Source organism: Vibrio splendidus (assembly GCF_003345295.1).
Taxonomy (GTDB): domain Bacteria; phylum Pseudomonadota; class Gammaproteobacteria; order Enterobacterales; family Vibrionaceae; genus Vibrio; species Vibrio splendidus_K.
Genome location: NZ_CP031055.1, coordinates 3,088,350 through 3,110,518, shown reverse-complemented (window position 1 = coordinate 3,110,518; position 22,169 = coordinate 3,088,350). Strand labels below are relative to the sequence as shown.

Below are 22,169 nucleotides of genomic sequence, written 5' to 3'. Positions count from 1 at the left end.
CTTACGAGTAATTCAATCAAATTTAAAAGTTCTCAATGTTTATCTTTCATTAGATAAACACAACAAACACATTCAAGTGTCTTGTATTCGAATCAAATTTATTTGATTCACAATTGAGTCCGGCAAACAGTCATCAAGAATTAACCCTTCTTGATGACAACCAAAAACCTTGGTTAGTTGCCATACGCTTATTTGTCTTCACTTTTTAAAGTGAAAGCAAATAGAAACCCTTTCGGGTTGTATGGTTAAGTGACTAAGCGTACACGGTGGATGCCTTGGCAGTCAGAGGCGATGAAAGGCGTAATAACTTGCGATAAGCCCAGATTAGGTAGTAATAACCTTTTGAGTCTGGGATTCCTGAATGGGGAAACCCACTTGCATAAGCAAGTATCCTGTTGTGAATACATAGCAACAGGAGGCAAACCGGGGGAACTGAAACATCTAAGTACCCCGAGGAAGAGAAATCAACCGAGATTCCGAAAGTAGCGGCGAGCGAAATTGGATTAGCCCTTAAGCTTTTAATGATGCAGGTGAAGAGTCTGGAAAGTCTCGCAATAAAGGGTGATAGCCCCGTAACCGACACATCATAATCAGTGAAAACGAGTAGGGCGGGACACGTGATATCCTGTCTGAATATGGGGGGACCATCCTCCAAGGCTAAATACTACTGACTGACCGATAGTGAACCAGTACCGTGAGGGAAAGGCGAAAAGAACCCCTGTGAGGGGAGTGAAATAGAACCTGAAACCGTGTACGTACAAGCAGTAGGAGCACCTTCGTGGTGTGACTGCGTACCTTTTGTATAATGGGTCAGCGACTTAATTTTAGTAGCAAGGTTAACCGTTTAGGGGAGCCGTAGGGAAACCGAGTCTTAACTGGGCGTACAGTTGCTAGGATTAGACCCGAAACCAGGTGATCTAGCCATGGGCAGGTTGAAGGTTGAGTAACATCAACTGGAGGACCGAACCGACTAATGTTGAAAAATTAGCGGATGACTTGTGGCTAGGGGTGAAAGGCCAATCAAACCTGGAGATAGCTGGTTCTCCCCGAAAGCTATTTAGGTAGCGCCTCGGACGAATACTACTGGGGGTAGAGCACTGTTAAGGCTAGGGGGTCATCCCGACTTACCAACCCTTTGCAAACTCCGAATACCAGTAAGTACTATCCGGGAGACACACGGCGGGTGCTAACGTCCGTCGTGGAGAGGGAAACAACCCAGACCGCCAGCTAAGGTCCCAAAGTATAGCTAAGTGGGAAACGATGTGGGAAGGCTCAGACAGCCAGGATGTTGGCTTAGAAGCAGCCATCATTTAAAGAAAGCGTAATAGCTCACTGGTCGAGTCGGCCTGCGCGGAAGATGTAACGGGGCTAAGCTATACACCGAAGCTGCGGCTACGTACCTTAGGGTATGTGGGGTAGGGGAGCGTTCTGTAAGCCGTTGAAGGTGGTCTGTAAGGGCTGCTGGAGGTATCAGAAGTGCGAATGCTGACATGAGTAACGATAAAGGGAGTGAAAAACTCCCTCGCCGGAAGACCAAGGGTTCCTGTCCAACGTTAATCGGGGCAGGGTAAGTCGACTCCTAAGGCGAGGCCGAAAGGCGTAGTCGATGGGAAACGGGTTAATATTCCCGTACTTCTTACAATTGCGATGGGGGGACGGAGAAGGCTAGGTGGGCCTGGCGACGGTTGTCCAGGTTCAAGTATGTAGGCGGAAAGTTTAGGTAAATCCGGACTTTCTTAACGCTGAGATACGATGTCGAGCTACTACGGTAGTGAAGTCATTGATGCCATGCTTCCAGGAAAAGCCTCTAAGCTTCAGATTGTAAGGAATCGTACCCCAAACCGACACAGGTGGTCGGGTAGAGAATACCAAGGCGCTTGAGAGAACTCGGGTGAAGGAACTAGGCAAAATGGTACCGTAACTTCGGGAGAAGGTACGCTCTTATCAGTGAAGTCCCTTGCGGATGGAGCAGACGAGAGTCGCAGATACCAGGTGGCTGCAACTGTTTATTAAAAACACAGCACTGTGCAAAATCGTAAGATGACGTATACGGTGTGACGCCTGCCCGGTGCCGGAAGGTTAATTGATGGGGTTAGACTTCGGTCGAAGCTCTTGATCGAAGCCCCGGTAAACGGCGGCCGTAACTATAACGGTCCTAAGGTAGCGAAATTCCTTGTCGGGTAAGTTCCGACCTGCACGAATGGCGTAATGATGGCCACGCTGTCTCCACCCGAGACTCAGTGAAATTGAAATCGCTGTGAAGATGCAGTGTACCCGCGGCTAGACGGAAAGACCCCGTGAACCTTTACTACAGCTTGGCACTGAACATTGAACCTACATGTGTAGGATAGGTGGGAGACTATGAAATTGCGTCGCTAGATGTGATGGAGTCGTCCTTGAAATACCACCCTTGTAGTTTTGATGTTCTAACGTTGGTCCCTGAATCGGGATTACGGACAGTGCCTGGTGGGTAGTTTGACTGGGGCGGTCTCCTCCCAAAGAGTAACGGAGGAGCACGAAGGTGGGCTAAACACGGTTGGACATCGTGTGGTTAGTGCAATGGCATAAGCCCGCTTGACTGCGAGAATGACAATTCGAGCAGGTGCGAAAGCAGGTCATAGTGATCCGGTGGTTCTGAATGGAAGGGCCATCGCTCAACGGATAAAAGGTACTCCGGGGATAACAGGCTGATACCGCCCAAGAGTTCATATCGACGGCGGTGTTTGGCACCTCGATGTCGGCTCATCACATCCTGGGGCTGAAGTCGGTCCCAAGGGTATGGCTGTTCGCCATTTAAAGTGGTACGCGAGCTGGGTTTAGAACGTCGTGAGACAGTTCGGTCCCTATCTGCCGTGGGCGTTGGAAAATTGAAAGGGGCTGCTCCTAGTACGAGAGGACCGGAGTGGACGAACCTCTGGTGTTCGGGTTGTCATGCCAATGGCATTGCCCGGTAGCTAAGTTCGGAATCGATAACCGCTGAAAGCATCTAAGCGGGAAGCGAGCCTTGAGATGAGTTTTCCCTGGCACTATAAGTGTCCTAAAGGGTTGTCGTAGACTACGACGTTGATAGGCAGGGTGTGTAAGTGCTGCGAGGCATTGAGCTAACCTGTACTAATTGCCCGTGAGGCTTAACCATACAACACCCAAGGGGTTTTGTGGACTCAGAAGTACCAGACCTTGAATGCGTTTGAAGAGAAATAACTTTTAAATAAGCTTTCCGAATTTTAAAATTTGCTTGGCGACCATAGCATTGTGGACCCACCTGATTCCATGCCGAACTCAGAAGTGAAACACAATAGCGCCGATGGTAGTGTGGGGTTTCCCCATGTGAGAGTAGGACATCGCCAGGCTTTAATTTCGACTTTGTCTATTTAATAGACAAGTCACCATAGGGTTCTAAGTTTCTTAGAGTTTTATGTTGACTTTCAAAGTGGAAAGCGTATTATACGCGTCCTGCTTACGTGCTAAGGCACTGAAAGCGTTCTCTTTTTAGAGAACACGCTCTTTAACAATTTAAACCTATCAATCTGTGTGGGCACTCGTTGATGAATATCAAAACGTTTTATCCTTTGGATAAAACAGTTACTTCGGTAACAAACTTGATTTCAATGAACTGAGTGACCAATACAAAGTTAAGTTTACTTAATTTTGGCACAGTCAATTCATTACCATTCTGTTGGAATGGTAATAGCTTTAGAATTACATGTTTACTTCGGTAAATATTAGTTTTGAAGTCAGTATTCGTTGAGTCACAAAATCTTAAATTGAAGAGTTTGATCATGGCTCAGATTGAACGCTGGCGGCAGGCCTAACACATGCAAGTCGAGCGGAAACGACACTAACAATCCTTCGGGTGCGTTAATGGGCGTCGAGCGGCGGACGGGTGAGTAATGCCTAGGAAATTGCCTTGATGTGGGGGATAACCATTGGAAACGATGGCTAATACCGCATAATGCCTACGGGCCAAAGAGGGGGACCTTCGGGCCTCTCGCGTCAAGATATGCCTAGGTGGGATTAGCTAGTTGGTGAGGTAATGGCTCACCAAGGCGACGATCCCTAGCTGGTCTGAGAGGATGATCAGCCACACTGGAACTGAGACACGGTCCAGACTCCTACGGGAGGCAGCAGTGGGGAATATTGCACAATGGGCGAAAGCCTGATGCAGCCATGCCGCGTGTATGAAGAAGGCCTTCGGGTTGTAAAGTACTTTCAGTTGTGAGGAAGGGTGTGTAGTTAATAGCTGCGCATCTTGACGTTAGCAACAGAAGAAGCACCGGCTAACTCCGTGCCAGCAGCCGCGGTAATACGGAGGGTGCGAGCGTTAATCGGAATTACTGGGCGTAAAGCGCATGCAGGTGGTTCATTAAGTCAGATGTGAAAGCCCGGGGCTCAACCTCGGAACTGCATTTGAAACTGGTGAACTAGAGTGCTGTAGAGGGGGGTAGAATTTCAGGTGTAGCGGTGAAATGCGTAGAGATCTGAAGGAATACCAGTGGCGAAGGCGGCCCCCTGGACAGACACTGACACTCAGATGCGAAAGCGTGGGGAGCAAACAGGATTAGATACCCTGGTAGTCCACGCCGTAAACGATGTCTACTTGGAGGTTGTGGCCTTGAGCCGTGGCTTTCGGAGCTAACGCGTTAAGTAGACCGCCTGGGGAGTACGGTCGCAAGATTAAAACTCAAATGAATTGACGGGGGCCCGCACAAGCGGTGGAGCATGTGGTTTAATTCGATGCAACGCGAAGAACCTTACCTACTCTTGACATCCAGAGAAGCCAGTGGAGACACAGGTGTGCCTTCGGGAGCTCTGAGACAGGTGCTGCATGGCTGTCGTCAGCTCGTGTTGTGAAATGTTGGGTTAAGTCCCGCAACGAGCGCAACCCTTATCCTTGTTTGCCAGCGAGTAATGTCGGGAACTCCAGGGAGACTGCCGGTGATAAACCGGAGGAAGGTGGGGACGACGTCAAGTCATCATGGCCCTTACGAGTAGGGCTACACACGTGCTACAATGGCGCATACAGAGGGCAGCAAGCTAGCGATAGTGAGCGAATCCCAAAAAGTGCGTCGTAGTCCGGATTGGAGTCTGCAACTCGACTCCATGAAGTCGGAATCGCTAGTAATCGTGAATCAGAATGTCACGGTGAATACGTTCCCGGGCCTTGTACACACCGCCCGTCACACCATGGGAGTGGGCTGCAAAAGAAGTGGGTAGTTTAACCTTTCGGGGAGGACGCTCACCACTTTGTGGTTCATGACTGGGGTGAAGTCGTAACAAGGTAGCCCTAGGGGAACCTGGGGCTGGATCACCTCCTTATACGAAGATACTTACGATGAGTGTCCACACAGATTGATTAGGTTTAGAAAGTAAAAGAGACGATATTGGGTCTGTAGCTCAGCTGGTTAGAGCGCTCGCCTGATAAGCGGGAGGTCGGTGGTTCGAGTCCACTCAGACCCACCAATATCGATTAGATACAAAGATGGGGCTATAGCTCAGCTGGGAGAGCGCCTGCCTTGCACGCAGGAGGTCTGCGGTTCGATCCCGCATAGCTCCACCATCTTTAAGTGTTTTTATCTGAAAATATTTAAAAATGGTTTCGAAAGAAATCTAGCTCTTTAACAATTTGGAAAGCTGACTGATTGATTACTTACGAGTAATTCAATCAAATTTAAAAGTTCTCAATGTTTATCTTTCATTAGATAAACACAACAAACACATTCAAGTGTCTTGTATTCGAATCAATGTTTACATTGATTCATAATTGAGTCCGGCAAACAGTCATCAAGAATTAACCCTTCTTGATGACAACCAAAAACCTTGGTTAGTTGCCATACGCTAAGACCCTTTCGGGTTGTATGGTTAAGTGACTAAGCGTACACGGTGGATGCCTTGGCAGTCAGAGGCGATGAAAGGCGTAATAACTTGCGATAAGCCCAGATTAGGTAGTAATAACCTTTTGAGTCTGGGATTCCTGAATGGGGAAACCCACTTGCATAAGCAAGTATCCTGTTGTGAATACATAGCAACAGGAGGCAAACCGGGGGAACTGAAACATCTAAGTACCCCGAGGAAGAGAAATCAACCGAGATTCCGAAAGTAGCGGCGAGCGAAATTGGATTAGCCCTTAAGCTTTTAATGATGCAGGTGAAGAGTCTGGAAAGTCTCGCAATAAAGGGTGATAGCCCCGTAACCGACACATCATAATCAGTGAAAACGAGTAGGGCGGGACACGTGATATCCTGTCTGAATATGGGGGGACCATCCTCCAAGGCTAAATACTACTGACTGACCGATAGTGAACCAGTACCGTGAGGGAAAGGCGAAAAGAACCCCTGTGAGGGGAGTGAAATAGAACCTGAAACCGTGTACGTACAAGCAGTAGGAGCACCTTCGTGGTGTGACTGCGTACCTTTTGTATAATGGGTCAGCGACTTAATTTTAGTAGCAAGGTTAACCGTTTAGGGGAGCCGTAGGGAAACCGAGTCTTAACTGGGCGTACAGTTGCTAGGATTAGACCCGAAACCAGGTGATCTAGCCATGGGCAGGTTGAAGGTTGAGTAACATCAACTGGAGGACCGAACCGACTAATGTTGAAAAATTAGCGGATGACTTGTGGCTAGGGGTGAAAGGCCAATCAAACCTGGAGATAGCTGGTTCTCCCCGAAAGCTATTTAGGTAGCGCCTCGGACGAATACTACTGGGGGTAGAGCACTGTTAAGGCTAGGGGGTCATCCCGACTTACCAACCCTTTGCAAACTCCGAATACCAGTAAGTACTATCCGGGAGACACACGGCGGGTGCTAACGTCCGTCGTGGAGAGGGAAACAACCCAGACCGCCAGCTAAGGTCCCAAAGTATAGCTAAGTGGGAAACGATGTGGGAAGGCTCAGACAGCCAGGATGTTGGCTTAGAAGCAGCCATCATTTAAAGAAAGCGTAATAGCTCACTGGTCGAGTCGGCCTGCGCGGAAGATGTAACGGGGCTAAGCTATACACCGAAGCTGCGGCTACGTACCTTAGGGTATGTGGGGTAGGGGAGCGTTCTGTAAGCCGTTGAAGGTGGTCTGTAAGGGCTGCTGGAGGTATCAGAAGTGCGAATGCTGACATGAGTAACGATAAAGGGAGTGAAAAACTCCCTCGCCGGAAGACCAAGGGTTCCTGTCCAACGTTAATCGGGGCAGGGTAAGTCGACTCCTAAGGCGAGGCCGAAAGGCGTAGTCGATGGGAAACGGGTTAATATTCCCGTACTTCTTACAATTGCGATGGGGGGACGGAGAAGGCTAGGTGGGCCTGGCGACGGTTGTCCAGGTTCAAGTATGTAGGCGGAAAGTTTAGGTAAATCCGGACTTTCATTAACGCTGAGATACGATGTCGAGCTACTACGGTAGTGAAGTCATTGATGCCATGCTTCCAGGAAAAGCCTCTAAGCTTCAGATTGTAAGGAATCGTACCCCAAACCGACACAGGTGGTCGGGTAGAGAATACCAAGGCGCTTGAGAGAACTCGGGTGAAGGAACTAGGCAAAATGGTACCGTAACTTCGGGAGAAGGTACGCTCTTATCAGTGAAGTCCCTTGCGGATGGAGCAGACGAGAGTCGCAGATACCAGGTGGCTGCAACTGTTTATTAAAAACACAGCACTGTGCAAAATCGTAAGATGACGTATACGGTGTGACGCCTGCCCGGTGCCGGAAGGTTAATTGATGGGGTTAGACTTCGGTCGAAGCTCTTGATCGAAGCCCCGGTAAACGGCGGCCGTAACTATAACGGTCCTAAGGTAGCGAAATTCCTTGTCGGGTAAGTTCCGACCTGCACGAATGGCGTAATGATGGCCACGCTGTCTCCACCCGAGACTCAGTGAAATTGAAATCGCTGTGAAGATGCAGTGTACCCGCGGCTAGACGGAAAGACCCCGTGAACCTTTACTACAGCTTGGCACTGAACATTGAACCTACATGTGTAGGATAGGTGGGAGACTATGAAACCGCGTCGCTAGATGTGGTGGAGTCGTCCTTGAAATACCACCCTTGTAGTTTTGATGTTCTAACGTTGGTCCCTGAATCGGGATTACGGACAGTGCCTGGTGGGTAGTTTGACTGGGGCGGTCTCCTCCCAAAGAGTAACGGAGGAGCACGAAGGTGGGCTAAACACGGTTGGACATCGTGTGGTTAGTGCAATGGCATAAGCCCGCTTGACTGCGAGAATGACAATTCGAGCAGGTGCGAAAGCAGGTCATAGTGATCCGGTGGTTCTGAATGGAAGGGCCATCGCTCAACGGATAAAAGGTACTCCGGGGATAACAGGCTGATACCGCCCAAGAGTTCATATCGACGGCGGTGTTTGGCACCTCGATGTCGGCTCATCACATCCTGGGGCTGAAGTCGGTCCCAAGGGTATGGCTGTTCGCCATTTAAAGTGGTACGCGAGCTGGGTTTAGAACGTCGTGAGACAGTTCGGTCCCTATCTGCCGTGGGCGTTGGAAAATTGAAAGGGGCTGCTCCTAGTACGAGAGGACCGGAGTGGACGAACCTCTGGTGTTCGGGTTGTCATGCCAATGGCATTGCCCGGTAGCTAAGTTCGGAATCGATAACCGCTGAAAGCATCTAAGCGGGAAGCGAGCCTTGAGATGAGTTTTCCCTGGCACTATAAGTGTCCTAAAGGGTTGTCGTAGACTACGACGTTGATAGGCAGGGTGTGTAAGTGCTGCGAGGCATTGAGCTAACCTGTACTAATTGCCCGTGAGGCTTAACCATACAACACCCAAGGGGTTTTATGGACTCAGAAGTACCAGACCTTGAATGCGTTTGAAGAGAAATAACTTTTAAATAAGCTTTCCGAATTTTAAAATTTGCTTGGCGACCATAGCATTGTGGACCCACCTGATTCCATGCCGAACTCAGAAGTGAAACACAATAGCGCCGATGGTAGTGTGGGGTTTCCCCATGTGAGAGTAGGACATCGCCAGGCTTTAAATTAAATCTTTAGGTTGACCGACCTGGAGATATGGACGCTCACTTAGTGAGTTGACCACTGCGGAGTGGTAGTTCAGTTGGTTAGAATACCGGCCTGTCACGCCGGGGGTCGCGGGTTCGAGTCCCGTCCACTCCGCCACTTATTAAAAAAGCCCTGCTAGAAATAGCAGGGCTTTTTTACATCTCAAGAAAAGTGTTTTGCCCTTCGGCCGAAGAGTCCCACAAAGGGGTTGCTTGAAGTCCGCAACCCGGCCATTCCGCTACTTATTAGAAAGCCTAGTCTGACGACTAGGCTTTCGTCGTTTCTGGGGTATGTGTTTTAACTCTTGGCTTTGGCTTCCGTAAAAGGTTGTTTTGGCTAGTAATCGTTGAATCGACGATTGATTAGAAAGCTGTGCTAAGCAATAGCCGGGCTTTGCGATCTAACATGACAAATTGATTTTAATTAATAAGTTAGCAGGAGTTTTCTCAGTAGCTGTGGCTTCTTAATTACTTCTGTTGAGTGATGATTAAGCCGCGCTTTAAACTTCGGAGTTTTGCTGTGTCCCAGAATTGATTTCGTCTAGAGTCTGAAACTCGGCTGCTATACATTCACTTCTTCAATCTTAAACCAAGCTATCTGATCGTTATTCCTTCAAAAATCTATATAAAGGTTGTCAGTTAGCTCAAATGGATTCTAAACAGCTTGTTTTATAATTGGCTAAAACTACATACGGATATATCTAAAGTATCCCTCAGTGTTTTTTAGGAAACCTTGCGGGGGGATTCCAAGAAGATTTAACCTCATGACTTAAAATCAGTACTTATAAAGCATTAATAGCATTTGAAAATCCATGATCAAGATGTGTGACTTATGGATTGTTACGAGCTAGGTAGGTCCTATTAAAAATGGACGATGCTTCGGTCAGCAATAAGCTGGGTGTGGAGAAGGGATCTGGATGGAAGACTTTTACTACCATCTCTAGTGTTTGCTTATTCGTACTGAGCAAGTTACTTAAGGTAAACAGTAGATACAAAAAAGCCGATGCTAGGCATCGGCTTCATGTTAGTTGTATCAGTTTAAGCTGGTTGAACCAGAGCGAGTGCCTTACGAGAAACTTCGTGAGCTGCCTTCGTTAAGTTTTGCTTTTCTAGTGCATCAGATAGGTATCCGTAATCTGATACGTTTGAGCGAAGTGCTAGTGCTTTCTCGAAGTGGCCTTGTGCTTCTGCCCACTTCTGTTCTCTTAGGTAGAACTGAGCCAATGCGCTGTGTGCTTCGGCATTGCCACCATCTTTACTGATGGCGCGCTCTAGCATCACAACGACTGGGTGGTGATCGGCAAGGTTAAGCTCTGGAAGCAACATGTAGAGCTCATTTGAACCACTCTTCGCAATGTTCTCTTTGATCACAGTGAAGGCTTCTGAGTCAGCTTTACGAGCGAGCAGTTGCTTCACAAAGCAGGAAACAAGGTGAGAGCTTTGTTTCTGCTTTCTTGAAAGCTTGTTCCAATGGCTGATTAAACCTTCGCTACCTTGCTGCTGTGCCACATCGTGAAGCAAGCCGCATTGTGCTTTTTGTTCTAACTCAACTTGCTCATCAGCCGTAAGAAGCTTGTTTTTAGCTAGCTTAGGCGTTAACTCTAGTAATGGCTGCCAGAGTTTAAGCTGAATGTAGGTGGTTTTTAATAGGCCAAGTACAGCGGTGTTATTAGGATATGTACCTTTTAAGGTCGAAAGTGTGTCGAATGCGGCTTCGTAGTTCGACTCACTGATCTGTTGTTTTGCTTTAGTTAGCTCAACGGCCAGTAGAGAGTTCTCTTGTTGGCTAGCGAGCTCGATGTACTTATCACGCTCACTCGTATTACCTTGTTCATGAGCAGCTTGAGAAGCGACTAAATAACAAAGCAGAGGCATGTCGTGATGATTAGCCCAACGAGTTACTTTCCTCTCTGCGCCTTTCCAATCACCTTCAAGAAGCTTGATGATGCCTTCATTGGTATAACGACGAGAGCGTTTTAGTTTACGAACACTGAACCAGTTCCAAGTCGTTGAACTTGCGTACATAAGCTTTTTGAATAGGTACTCCAAGCCGAATAGAGCAGCTAGAAGAGCAATGACAAATATAACCAGTGTTGTCACACTCATCTCAATGGTCTTATTTGCTATCGAAATCAGGACATAACCTTGTTGACCTGAGAACTGGGTACCGACAACTAGTCCGGCACCTAGAACGAGAAAAAGAAAAATCCAGCGAATCATTATTTCTCCTCCGTGGTCATAACGGTCACTTCACGACGTAGGCGCTCACGTATAACATCTGACAACTCATTTTGAGACTCAAGTTTTACAGGGTATTTCACAGAGATATTCTGCTCACTTAACTGTTTAATCGCCTTCTCAAATTCAATCACTGAGTTGTTATCTTGGTTTAGGTACGCTTTCGACCACTCGCTAGCGGTATTAAGTGCTGCACTGTAGACATCACCTTGCTCTTTGTAGACAGCGCGAATTGCGGTCTCTAATTTTCCCTTGATATTCTCACGTAGGTAGAAGTGTTGCTCAGGAGAGAGTAGAGGGATGACTTCACCATCACGACTACGGAAGGTGATGAAGTTTTCTGAGAAGTCTTTCATCGACGTCATCAGGTTGTTCTGCCAATCATTAATATCTTTCGATACCGCTTTTTTCTCAACAACTGCAGCTTCTGGAAGAATTGCATTGGCAAGCGGTAGCGTATCGACTTGCTGTTGTAGACTTGTGATGCGTAGAACTAAGCCATCGCGGTCGATAAGAGGGATAGTGCGAAGCTTAGTAATGTCATTGGTCATTGATTGGCGCAGTGATACTAAGCTTGGGTCATTTAGTGCTGCGATACGTTGATCGGCGCTTTCCATTAGTTTGGTTGCGCTAACGGCATCATGCTCAAGGAACAATTTACGACCTGCTAGTTTTACTAGGTAATCGGCTTCAGCAAGCAACCAGTCATTTGGTCGACGGCCTTTAACGTCAGCTACTGCTAACTGCAGACTTTGAATACTCTTTTGTTGCTGGGATTGTACGACCTGAGTTTTCTCCACTGCGTGAGAAGCTTCTTGGATAGTCTCTTGCTTGATGGTTTGCAGGTCTTTATTTACTGCAGATTGGGTATTTTGCAGTTGTGTTTGAAGAGCCGAGATTTGAGCCGAGTATTCAGCGCTCTTTTGCTGCATTTGAAATGCGATACCGCCACTGAAAATAATAGAAATAGCGATCGCAATAGCGCCTAGTTTGACACCGCGCTTACCTTGCTTTTCTGCTTTCTCGATTTGCTCTTTATGCTCAACTTGAGGCTGTTCACTTTGAACCGTATTTGACGCAGAGGCATCAAGTTTTTTTTCAGGCTGTTTTGTCTCTGTAGATTCAGCTTTTTCGTTTTCAACAACTACTGGCTGAGTGTCTTGTTTCTTTCCAGGTTCAATATGCTCATTATTTTTTTTGCTTGTCATGCTTATTTCCTGTTTCTAGCTAGGGCCGGAGAGCAGCCAGTAATATTTGGTTCGTAGCACTGTGAGTATTGGTCACGTTCGAGAAACCGAGTTGTTGTGCTCGTTCTACTATGCGCTGGCTTGGGACAAATAGTTGTCTCGTTGAAAGCCAAGCCAAATACTCATCAGGGGTAATTGAGCAGAGATACTCCAATTGTTCCTGACTAGTGATGACAACTTTGGACGTTTTTTTGTTTATCCATGTTTGATAGATATTGTGATCGTTAATGGGAATATATTCTCTACGGTAGGTCTCACAATAAGAGACTTGTGCACCTCGATTGAGTAAAGAATCTCTAATGAGCTCACGCCCACCATTTCCACGCAGTATCAAAATGGATTTATTATCTACGCCATTAAGTTCAGTAAGTTTGAGAAGATGTTCACTATCACTCACTTGGGGATAGTTTACTTTTTGTTTACTAACTTTGCTTAAAACGTGCGCAGTTTTTTGACCAACGCCAAGATAAAGCGGCGAAGTTGGCCAAATAGATGAAGTTTTCGAAAGGATGCTTTGGGCAGCGGTCACAGCGTGGTGACTGACTGCAATAATGATATCGCTGTTATTAAGCTGGGTGCTTAAATCCGATGAGTGTGGATTATCAACGATACGAATAAGCGGATGATGGATTGCTTGAATCCCTTCATCCGCTAGTTGTTGGCAAAGCGATTGCCCCTCTGAGCCGGGACGTGTCACCAACACTGTCATGATTATTCTTGGTCAGCGTAGAGCTTGGTTAAGATTTCTCTCGCGCCATCATCCAGCAATTGATTTGCCAGAGTAACGCCAAGCGCTTCTGCATCTTTGCGAAGGCCAGAGATCTCACCACGAACCATTTTAGAACCATCCGGTTCGCCTACTAATGCACGTAGCCAGATATTATCGCCATCTAATAATGAGTAGCTGCCAATAGGAACCTGACAACCACCTTCTAGGGTAAGGTTCATTGCACGTTCGCACAGTACACGATCAGCCGTGTCTTTATGATTCAGTGGTTCAAGAAGTTTAATCAGACGCTCGTCATCAAGGCGACACTCAATACCAACAGCGCCTTGGCCAACAGCAGGTAGAGACTGCTCTGGTTCGATGAAGCTACGAATACGCTCTTCTAGCTCTAGACGTTTAAGACCAGCAGCAGCCAGTACGATCGCGTCGTATTGACCATCATCGAGTTTACCTAGACGAGTACCAACATTGCCGCGCAGTTCTTTGATGATGAGATCTGGGCGGTATTCTAGCAACTGACATTGACGACGCAGGCTACATGTACCCACGACAGCACCTTGTGGTAGCTCGTCGATGTTGTTGTAAGTGTTTGAAACGAAAGCATCACGAGGGTCTTCACGTTCACAGATAGTTACTAGACCTAGACCTTCTGGGAAGTCGACCGGTACATCTTTCATTGAGTGAACGGCTAGGTCAGCACGGCCTTCTAGCATGGCTACTTCGAGTTCTTTAACGAACAGTCCTTTACCACCCACTTTAGCCAGCGGGGTATCTAGGATGATGTCACCTTTGGTCACCATAGTTACCAACTCAACCTCTAAACCAGGGTGAGCAGCTTGCAGTGCATCCCTTACAAAGTATGCCTGCCAAAGGGCAAGAGGGCTTTTTCTGGTCGCGATACGGATTGGTGCTGAATTTGTCATGGTGTTTCCGATATAGGTTCTGTAATAGGCTAATCCTACCATTGTGAGGGGAAAATTCTTACTGTTTGATCATTCCATGCTTTGATAGCTGAGGGATTTTCATGAGTTCACCAAAATAGTGTGATTGGTATCTCATTTGAAACATGGGCTATTATTAGAAATAGGTAATAAAGAGGACACTACGGCGCCGTGAGTTTAACTTTTTGTCATCAAGGCATTGGCCAGTATGACAGGTTCCTTTGCTTTACCATTAAGGGTAAAAGTGTTAAATTGATCACGTTTTGTTGCTCCTTTCGTTCAGTAACTAAACAGAAGTGCATTTAATCTCAAACCAAGGACTTACCTTGCAGGCTTACACTCAGACTTTGATTCAACGATTAGACAACCTTAATCAGCAGCGCATTGATCGTGCGTTGGCGTTGATGAATGTCCAAGGCCAACGAGTTTTCAACCTTATTCCTGCACTACTTCACTTCAATCATCCCATGATGCCTGGTTATTATGACCAACAAGTTCCTTTTGGAATTCGTAGCTTCACGCCTAATGAATTCCAAAAGCAATTTGTCTCTGATACCGAATTAACGCTGGGTGGAAAACTCACCGAGGCTGCTGAACCGGCAATCCTGGGCTTGTACACCATGGGTAGTACTTCTTCTATTGGCCAAAGCACTTCAAGTGATCTCGATATCTGGGTGTGTGTTTCTCCGGATATGGATGGCGCATCTCGCGACAGCCTGACCAACAAATGTCTGTTGATTACCGACTGGGCTGAAACCTTAGGGGTTGAAGCTAACTTCTTCTTGATGGATGAACAGCGTTTCCGCTCAAACCATTCTGAAGAGATGACCGGTGATAACTGTGGTTCTTCACAGCACTTATTACTGCTTGATGAGTTCTATCGCTCTGCCGTTCGTTTGGCTGGCCAGCGTTTGTTGTGGCAAATAATTCCGCCAGAAATGGAAGAGTGTTACGACGAGTATGTCCAAGGCCTGTGTCAGGATGGTTATCTTGATTGCTCGCAGTGGATCGATTTCGGCAAGCTGAACCGCATCCCTGCTGAAGAGTACTTTGGTTCAAACCTATGGCAGCTCTATAAGAGTATCGACTCACCGTATAAATCGGTTTTGAAGGCGATCCTGTTAGAAGCTTATTCATGGGAATACCCAAACACCCAACTGCTTAGTATTGATACCAAGCGTCGCTTCTTCGCGGATGAACCGGATCTGTATGGCATGGATAGCTACTATCTGATGCTCGAGAAGGTAACGCGCTATCTAGAACGCATTAACGACCACACTCGATTGGACTTGGTGAGACGCTGTTTCTACCTTAAGACCCACGAGAAGTTGTCACGAGATGCGGGCATTGGTTCTGTTGCGTGGCGTCGTGAAGCCTTAACTGAGATGACTAAGTCTTGGAATTGGGGACATGAAACCATTGCTGAGCTCGATAACCGCCGTAACTGGAAGGTAGAGCAAGTTAAAGTGGTACACCATGCACTGCTTGATGCCTTGATGCTGAGCTACCGCAATCTGATTCAATTTGCGCGTCGTAACGACATCACTTCGGCAATCAGCCCACAAGATATCAGTATTTTGGCTCGTAAGCTTTACGCTGCGTTTGAGGTGTTGCCGGGTAAAGTGACACTACTGAACCCACAAATCTCTCCTGATCTTCATGAACCAGACTTGAGCTTCATCGAAGTTCGTCAGGGTCAGTCGAATAAAGCCGGTTGGTACTTGTATAAGCAGCCACTGGTAGCGCATCGTATTCTTGGTCAGCCTTCACTTGAGCACCATGAGTACTTGAGTAAACTGGTTGCTTGGTCATTCTTTAATGGCTTGATTACAGAGTCGACGCGTTTGCACTCTGTGGTACGTGATGCTCAGATTGATATCGATAAGTTCTATCAAATGGTGAGCGATCTGCGCAATACCTTCTCTTTACGTAAGCGCCGCCCGAGCATGCAAGCACTGGCGAGCCCGTGTGAAATAAGCCAGCTGGCGATGTTCATCAATTTTGAAAGTGACCCAACTTCTGAATTAAGTGGTCGTGCGTTGAAGGTTGATCTTAAGAACGCCGATATCTTCAGTTTTGGTGAAGAGGGTAAGAGTTTAGTCGGCAGTGTTGATCTGGTTTATCGTAACTCTTGGCATGAAGTACGTACGCTTCATTTCCAAGGTGATACTGCAATGCTCGACGCGTTGAAGACGGTACTTGGTAAAATGCACCAAGATGCTTTACCGCCAGAATCGGTCGATGTGTTCTGTTACAGCAAAAACCTGCGTGGTGTGATGCGTAATATGGTGTATCAACTGCTTGCTGAGTGTATCGACTTACGATTGAAACCGATTGAGCCGGAGAAGCGCCGCCGCTTCAAGGCTATTCGTCTGGCAAATAAGATGTTTGGCCTGTTCTTTGAACGTCGTGGCGTTTCGGTGCAGATGCTGGAAAACTCGGTCGATTTCTATCGTAGTATCTCGACGAATAAGCTGAAGGGCTCACCTTTACTGATGCTCGATAAAGAGCAAGAGTATCAGCTACCAGAAGTGGTTGATGGTTTTGCGAGTGAAGGTTTAATTCAATTTTTCTTTGAGGATACCGACAAAGGTTTCAATATTTATGTATTGGACGAGTCGAATCAAGTTGAGGTGTATCACCAATACAGCGGTGAAAAAGATGAGATGATCGCGAGCGTGAATTCTTTCTACACTTCAGTAAAAGATGAGTCGAAGGTGTCATCTAAGTTGATTAATTTCAATCTACCTCAGTACTACCAAATTGTTCATCCTGAAGAAGGTAACTCTTACGTGGTGCCTTACCGTAATGATGCGACTTTAGCTTCTCGGAGCTCAAAGATAGTCAACATCTAGGTTTATTCTCGATAATTGATATTAAGAAAGGAGTGATTGATTCACTCCTTTTTGTTTTTTACCAATAATTAGACCCAATTGATCGCTTCATCTGCGTGCTTCGCGCATTCTTCTTTAACCATCTCAAACAATTCAATGCCCGTCTTAGAACATGTCCACTTGTCGTCGATTAGCTTGAAATGAAAACCACCAGATTTAGACGCTAACCAGATTTCTTTCATTGGTTCTTGGCGGTTGATAATGATTTGGCTGCGGTTCTCAAACTCCAGCGTCATTACGTTACCAGTCACTTCGTAATCAATATCTGCCTCTGATTCATCGATAGCTTCTTCGATGTTTTGCATCTGTATATCGACCAGTTGATGAAATTCAGTCTCGTTCATCCTTTCTATCCTATTGCTTTTCCTGAGTGTGGTGCGATTATAGGGGGCATTGAGTTAATAATCACGATATGCAAAATGAAAAAATTAATTACCGCTCTGTTTATGGTGTCCGTTATTGGACTTTCTGGTTGTGGTCAAACGGGTCCTTTGTACGATCCTGATGAAGTTCAGCAGACTGAACAATCACAATAAGTGAAAACACGCAGAAATCGTTATTTATAAGGGATAAGAACTTTGGATTACTTCAACTATCAGGAAGATGGCCAGCTTTGGGCTGAGGACGTCGCACTTTCACAACTAGCAGAGCAATATGGTACTCCGTTGTACGTATATTCTCGTGCAACATTAGAACGCCACTGGAATGCGTTTGATTCATCGGTTGGTGAGCATCCACACTTGGTGTGTTATGCCGTTAAAGCTAACTCGAACCTTGGCGTGTTGAATACTTTGGCTCGCATGGGCTCAGGTTTCGACATCGTTTCTGGCGGTGAGCTAGAGCGTGTGGTTGCTGCGGGTGGCGATCCGGCTAAAGTTGTGTTTTCTGGTGTTGGCAAAACAGCCGCTGAAATGAAGCGTGCGCTTGAGTTGAACATTAAATGTTTCAACGTAGAGTCTGAGCCAGAACTGGAGCGACTGAATAAAGTGGCTGGTGAGCTTGGTGTTAAAGCGCCGATTTCACTGCGTATCAACCCTGATGTTGATGCGAACACTCACCCTTACATTTCTACGGGTCTGCGTGATAACAAGTTCGGCATTGCCTTCGACCGTGCTCCTGCTGTTTATGCGTTTGCAAAAACACTCGATAACTTGTCTATCCACGGTATTGATTGCCACATCGGTTCCCAATTAACGGATATCGAACCTTTTATCGATGCCACTGATCGTCTACTTGCACTGATCGACCAACTACGTGCCAATGATATCAACATCAAGCACCTTGATGTTGGTGGCGGTTTGGGCGTGGTTTACCGAGATGAATTACCACCACAACCTTCAGATTACGCGAAGGCTTTGTTGGCTCGTTTAGACAATCATTCTGATCTAGAGTTGATTTTCGAGCCTGGAAGAGCGATTGCTGCGAACGCTGGTGTATTATTAACGAAAGTCGAGTTCCTGAAGCCAACAGAGCATAAAAACTTTGCCATCATCGATGCGGCAATGAACGATCTGATGCGCCCGGCACTTTACCAAGCTTGGCAGGATATTGTGCCAGTGAGCCCGCGTCAGGGTGAAGCGGTGACTTACGACTTGGTTGGCCCTATCTGTGAGACGGGTGACTTCCTAGGTAAGGATCGTGACCTTGTTCTTGAAGAAGGCGATCTACTGGCCGTTCGTTCTGCTGGTGCTTATGGCTTCGCTATGTCATCTAACTACAACACTCGTTCGCGTGCGGCTGAAGTGATGGTTGATGGCGATAAAACTCACTTGGTTCGTCAGCGTGAAGAGCTTACGAGTCTGTGGGAACTTGAAAACATTCTTCCGGAGTAATTTTAAGCGTTATGCACTTCCACTTTTCTAAAATGCATGGTTTGGGCAATGATTTCATGGTCGTGGACTGCATTACTCAAAATATTTTCTTTTCTCCAGATTTGATCCGTCGTTTGGCGGATCGTCACACTGGTGTGGGCTTTGATCAGCTACTTGTGGTCGAGGCTCCCTATGATCCAGAAACCGACTTCCATTACCGCATATTCAATGCGGATGGCAGTGAGGTGGAGCAGTGTGGTAATGGTGCGCGTTGTTTTGCTCGATTTGTTCGCATGAAAGGCTTAACGAATAAGTACAGCATCAACGTGAGCACCAAGAAAGGTAAAATGGTTCTCAAGATTGAAGACAATGACCAGATCACTGTCAACATGGGCATTCCTGAGTTTGAACCTGGCAAAATCCCATTCAAGGCAAAGCAGCCTGAGAAGACGTATATCTTAAGAACGGATGTACATACCTTGTTCTGTGGTGCCGTAAGCATGGGTAACCCGCATGTGGTTACCGTTGTTGATGATGTCGATACTGCAGACGTGGAGACCTTAGGTCCGCTTCTTGAATCACATGAACGCTTCCCTGAGCGTGTTAATGCTGGCTTTATGCAAGTGATTAACCGTGAAGAGGTTCGCTTGCGTGTTTATGAACGCGGTGCGGGTGAAACTCAGGCGTGTGGCAGCGGTGCATGTGGCGCGGTTGCGGTTGGTATCAATCAAGGTTTGCTGGCTGAGAATGTGAAAGTTCGTCTACCTGGTGGTGATTTGCAGATTAGTTGGCAAGGTCCGGGTAAACCTCTATTTATGACTGGCCCAGCAACCCATGTGTTTGATGGTCAACTTTCTTGCTAATAAACATTCATAACCAATAGATTCATAAAAATAAAGGATAGGTTTTGTCTTACGTTCAAGCCGACGCACTCACCGCAGAAGTGGTCGCGGAATATTTACGTGATAACCCAGATTTTTTCCAAGACAGGAAAGGTTTGGTTGATCGCCTTGCTATCAATAATGTTGAGCAGGGTGCTGTTTCTCTGGTGGAGGTTCAGCTTAAACGCCAACGCCACCGAATCGAAGAGCTAGAGGAAGAAATCACTGGCTTGATGTCGTTGGCAGCGAATAACGATAAAACCTTCTATGAATTTATGGATCTGCAAGCTCACGTGCTGAAATGCAGTGACTTTATGCAGGTTATCAAGGCTGTTGAACAAAAAGCGTTAGATTTAGGGTTGAAGGCCCATGTACGAATTCTCTCGCAACCTGGCTTTTATAAGCTGAGTGAAGACCGCTATTCGAAGTTTTCGCTCAACCATTTCAATGGTAAAGATGCTTATCTAGGACGCTTGAGAAAAGCCGACAGACACGATTTGTTTGGTGATTTCCAAGTTCCAGAGCTAGGCTCTTATGTAGTACTACCACTTGCTAAGCAGTCTCCATTGGGTTTGCTTGCCTTTTCTAGTGAAGATGGCGGACATTTCCAACCTCATATGGATACGCTATTTTTACGCCATTTAGCACTTGTTGTGTCTCATTTGGCGGACACCTTACCTTGGCAGATAAATAATGAGCCTAGAGCCCAAAATACCTCTTCCTAACAGCCTTCAAAAGCCACTTTCTCGCTTCTATGAATATCTCAGAAGCGAGAAGGGACTCAGCCTGCACACCCAACGTAATTACAAACAACAACTTGAAACTATGGCTTCTCATTTGGTCACACTTGGACTGAAAGATTGGGGCCAAGTAGACGCGGCGTGGGTAAGACAACTTGCCAGCAAAGGCATGCGTGAAGGAATGAAAGCGAGCAGTATCGCGACGCGCTTATCTTCACTACGCAGCTTCTTTGATTTCCTAGTGTTACGTGGCGAAATGACTGCAAACCCAGCCAAAGGGGTTTCTGCACCTCGCAAACAGCGTCCTTTACCTAAAAATCTCGATGTCGATGAAGTCGGACAGTTGCTTGACGTGAATGAAGACGATCCATTATCGATTCGTGATCGAGCGATGATGGAGGTGATGTATGGTGCAGGTTTACGTCTCGCTGAACTGGTTGGCATCAATCTTAAAGATGTGCTGGGCCGGCAAGGCGAAATCCGAGTGATTGGTAAGGGCGACAAAGAACGCAAAGCGCCGTTTTCAGGACTGGCTAAAGAGTGGGTCGATAAATGGCTCAAAGTGCGCGGTGATCTTGCTTCTCCGGGAGAAAAGGCCCTGTTTGTGTCCAAGTTAGGGACCCGGATCTCTCATCGCAGTGTGCAAAAGCGCATGGAAGAGTGGGGTAAGAAGCAATCCGTCGCGAGTCATATTAGCCCGCATAAACTGCGTCACTCCTTTGCAACTCACGTGCTTGAATCGAGCCAGAATCTTCGTGCTGTCCAAGAGTTGTTGGGGCATGAAAACATCTCGACCACCCAAATTTATACTCACTTGGACTTCCAGCACTTAGCTCAAGCGTACGATCAGGCTCACCCTCGAGCACGTAAGAAGAATAAAGATTAGATTAAAGGTTTTACTATGCGAATTTATCGAGGGTTGAAGCCCATCAAAGCCATGACCTTTGACTTGGATGACACCCTGTATGACAACTGGCCTGTAATCATGAAGGTAGAAAAAGAGATGGCGCAGTGGCTTTACCAAAAGCACCCAGTGTCGGCTTCTTTATCGCTTGAAGAGTGGCAGGGCATTAAGCAGCAAGTCGCCTCTGAAAACCCAACTTTAAAGCATGATGTTACCGTTTGGCGTGAAACACAGATTAAGAGTGGCTTACTGCAGTTGGGCTACTCTCAGCAGCAAGCTGAACAGGCGGCTCGTGAGGGGATAGAACATGCTTTGTGGTTGCGCAATCAAGTCGATGTTCCTCAAGAAACGCATCGAGTGATGGCAGAACTTAGCCAACGCATTCCTTTGGTTGCGATTACCAATGGCAATGTCGATCCACATAAAATTGGTTTAGGGCAGTATTTTCAACGAATCCTTAAAGCTGGCCCAAACGGTAGAGCAAAACCTTACCCAGATATGTTTGATAAAGCGCAACAATACTTAGATGTTGATGCCATCAACATTCTTCATGTCGGCGATCACCTTAGAACGGATGTTTACGGAGCTAAGCAAAATGGCTTCCAAGCATGCTGGTTTAATGACATTGGTTCCAATTTATACCTCTCTTCGAAGGCGAGTGTGCTGCCTGATGTTGAAATAGAGCAACTTAGCGATCTCATGCGACTAATTTAAAGACCTCTGTAAGCTTATTGTGTCGCATTTATGATATTGAATTGTTACATTAGTCGCAATTAAATGCCTGTTTAGGCTAGG

Annotated in this window: 12 protein-coding genes, 3 tRNA genes and 5 rRNA genes; 15 read left to right on the top strand and 5 right to left on the bottom strand. The window is 46.7% G+C overall.

Annotation, left to right across the window (positions count from 1 at the left end):
• The first annotated feature begins 243 nt into the window (after positions 1–243).
• The 8 genes from DUN60_RS13935 (at position 244) to DUN60_RS13900 (ending at position 9,109) form a co-directional block, all read left to right on the top strand.
• Positions 244–3,136: ribosomal RNA gene (locus DUN60_RS13935) — 23S ribosomal RNA — on the top strand.
• 98 nt (positions 3,137–3,234) lie between these two features.
• Positions 3,235–3,350, top strand: a 5S ribosomal RNA gene (rrf, locus tag DUN60_RS13930).
• A 411-nt stretch (positions 3,351–3,761) separates the two neighbouring features.
• Positions 3,762–5,316, top strand: a 16S ribosomal RNA gene (locus DUN60_RS13925).
• 67 nt (positions 5,317–5,383) lie between these two features.
• Positions 5,384–5,460, top strand: a tRNA-Ile gene (locus tag DUN60_RS13920).
• Between the two features lie 21 nt (positions 5,461–5,481).
• Positions 5,482–5,557: transfer RNA gene (locus DUN60_RS13915), tRNA-Ala, on the top strand.
• Positions 5,558–5,857: 300 nt separating this feature from the next.
• Positions 5,858–8,751, top strand: a 23S ribosomal RNA gene (locus tag DUN60_RS13910).
• A 98-nt stretch (positions 8,752–8,849) separates the two neighbouring features.
• Positions 8,850–8,965, top strand: a 5S ribosomal RNA gene (gene rrf, locus DUN60_RS13905).
• Together the 16S, 23S and 5S rRNA genes with 3 tRNA genes alongside form the textbook arrangement of a ribosomal RNA operon.
• A gap of 67 nt (positions 8,966–9,032) precedes the next feature.
• A tRNA-Asp gene (locus DUN60_RS13900) sits at positions 9,033–9,109 on the top strand.
• A gap of 920 nt (positions 9,110–10,029) precedes the next feature.
• On the opposite strand, the gene DUN60_RS13895 is transcribed toward DUN60_RS13900, so the two are convergent.
• The 4 genes from DUN60_RS13895 to hemC are packed head-to-tail and all read right to left on the bottom strand — an operon-like array spanning position 10,030 to position 14,126.
• Positions 10,030–11,211 carry a heme biosynthesis protein HemY gene (locus DUN60_RS13895; RefSeq protein ID WP_114634119.1) on the bottom strand — a complete coding sequence of 394 codons (1,182 nt, stop codon included), beginning with the start codon at positions 11,209–11,211 and terminating at the stop codon, positions 10,030–10,032.
• A complete protein-coding gene (locus DUN60_RS13890) occupies positions 11,211–12,437 on the bottom strand; it encodes a uroporphyrinogen-III C-methyltransferase (protein WP_114634118.1) in 1,227 nt (408 codons plus the stop codon). Before DUN60_RS13890 ends, DUN60_RS13895 begins: the two co-directional genes overlap by 1 nt.
• Positions 12,438–12,456: 19 nt before the next feature.
• Positions 12,457–13,185, bottom strand: coding sequence for a uroporphyrinogen-III synthase (locus tag DUN60_RS13885; protein ID WP_054548359.1), 729 nt, complete (start codon positions 13,183–13,185; stop codon positions 12,457–12,459).
• 2 nt (positions 13,186–13,187) lie between these two features.
• A complete protein-coding gene (hemC, locus tag DUN60_RS13880) occupies positions 13,188–14,126 on the bottom strand; it encodes a hydroxymethylbilane synthase (protein ID WP_009848205.1) in 939 nt (312 codons plus the stop codon).
• A gap of 344 nt (positions 14,127–14,470) precedes the next feature.
• Between hemC and DUN60_RS13875 the strand changes: the two genes are divergently transcribed.
• Entirely contained in the window at positions 14,471–16,999 is a 2,529-nt protein-coding gene (locus DUN60_RS13875; protein WP_017084846.1) for a class I adenylate cyclase, read from the top strand.
• A 68-nt stretch (positions 17,000–17,067) separates the two neighbouring features.
• On the opposite strand, the gene cyaY is transcribed toward DUN60_RS13875, so the two are convergent.
• Positions 17,068–17,382 carry an iron donor protein CyaY gene (gene cyaY / locus DUN60_RS13870; protein WP_114634117.1) on the bottom strand — a complete coding sequence of 105 codons (315 nt, stop codon included), beginning with the start codon at positions 17,380–17,382 and terminating at the stop codon, positions 17,068–17,070.
• A 75-nt stretch (positions 17,383–17,457) separates the two neighbouring features.
• Here cyaY and lptM point away from each other — a divergent pair, with 75 nt between their 5' ends.
• Genes lptM through yigB form a run of 6 tightly spaced genes read left to right on the top strand, consistent with a single transcriptional unit; the run spans position 17,458 to position 22,088 of the window.
• On the top strand, positions 17,458–17,574 hold the full coding sequence (gene lptM, locus DUN60_RS25030) for an LPS translocon maturation chaperone LptM (RefSeq protein WP_407829960.1): 117 nt from the start codon (positions 17,458–17,460) through the stop codon (positions 17,572–17,574).
• A gap of 42 nt (positions 17,575–17,616) precedes the next feature.
• Positions 17,617–18,870, top strand: a complete 1,254-nt coding sequence (lysA, locus tag DUN60_RS13860; RefSeq protein WP_004736616.1) for a diaminopimelate decarboxylase — start codon at positions 17,617–17,619, stop codon at positions 18,868–18,870.
• A gap of 11 nt (positions 18,871–18,881) precedes the next feature.
• Positions 18,882–19,712, top strand: a complete 831-nt coding sequence (dapF, locus tag DUN60_RS13855) for a diaminopimelate epimerase (RefSeq protein ID WP_004736615.1) — start codon at positions 18,882–18,884, stop codon at positions 19,710–19,712.
• 44 nt (positions 19,713–19,756) lie between these two features.
• Positions 19,757–20,455 carry a DUF484 family protein gene (locus tag DUN60_RS13850; RefSeq protein WP_065205723.1) on the top strand — a complete coding sequence of 233 codons (699 nt, stop codon included), beginning with the start codon at positions 19,757–19,759 and terminating at the stop codon, positions 20,453–20,455.
• Positions 20,424–21,356, top strand: a complete 933-nt coding sequence (gene xerC, locus DUN60_RS13845) for a tyrosine recombinase XerC (protein ID WP_114634116.1) — start codon at positions 20,424–20,426, stop codon at positions 21,354–21,356. The genes DUN60_RS13850 and xerC overlap by 32 nt, the downstream gene beginning before the upstream one ends.
• 15 nt (positions 21,357–21,371) lie before the next feature.
• A complete protein-coding gene (yigB, locus tag DUN60_RS13840; protein ID WP_054548356.1) occupies positions 21,372–22,088 on the top strand; it encodes a 5-amino-6-(5-phospho-D-ribitylamino)uracil phosphatase YigB in 717 nt (238 codons plus the stop codon).
• Positions 22,089–22,169 lie beyond the last annotated feature (81 nt).

Excerpts from the sequence above, each read along its gene's own strand:
- DUN60_RS13895 (WP_114634119.1), bottom strand. The coding sequence starts at position 11,211 with ATGATTCGCTGGATTTTTCTTTTTCTCGTTCTAGGTGCCGGACTAGTT.
- DUN60_RS13890 (WP_114634118.1), bottom strand. The coding sequence starts at position 12,437 with ATGACAAGCAAAAAAAATAATGAGCATATTGAACCTGGAAAGAAACAA.
- DUN60_RS13885 (WP_054548359.1), bottom strand. The coding sequence starts at position 13,185 with ATGACAGTGTTGGTGACACGTCCCGGCTCAGAGGGGCAATCGCTTTGC.
- hemC (WP_009848205.1), bottom strand. The coding sequence starts at position 14,126 with ATGACAAATTCAGCACCAATCCGTATCGCGACCAGAAAAAGCCCTCTT.
- cyaY (WP_114634117.1), bottom strand. The coding sequence starts at position 17,382 with ATGAACGAGACTGAATTTCATCAACTGGTCGATATACAGATGCAAAAC.
- lptM (WP_407829960.1), top strand. The coding sequence starts at position 17,458 with ATGAAAAAATTAATTACCGCTCTGTTTATGGTGTCCGTTATTGGACTT.
- dapF (WP_004736615.1), top strand. The coding sequence starts at position 18,882 with ATGCACTTCCACTTTTCTAAAATGCATGGTTTGGGCAATGATTTCATG.
- xerC (WP_114634116.1), top strand. The coding sequence starts at position 20,424 with ATGAGCCTAGAGCCCAAAATACCTCTTCCTAACAGCCTTCAAAAGCCA.
- yigB (WP_054548356.1), top strand. The coding sequence starts at position 21,372 with ATGCGAATTTATCGAGGGTTGAAGCCCATCAAAGCCATGACCTTTGAC.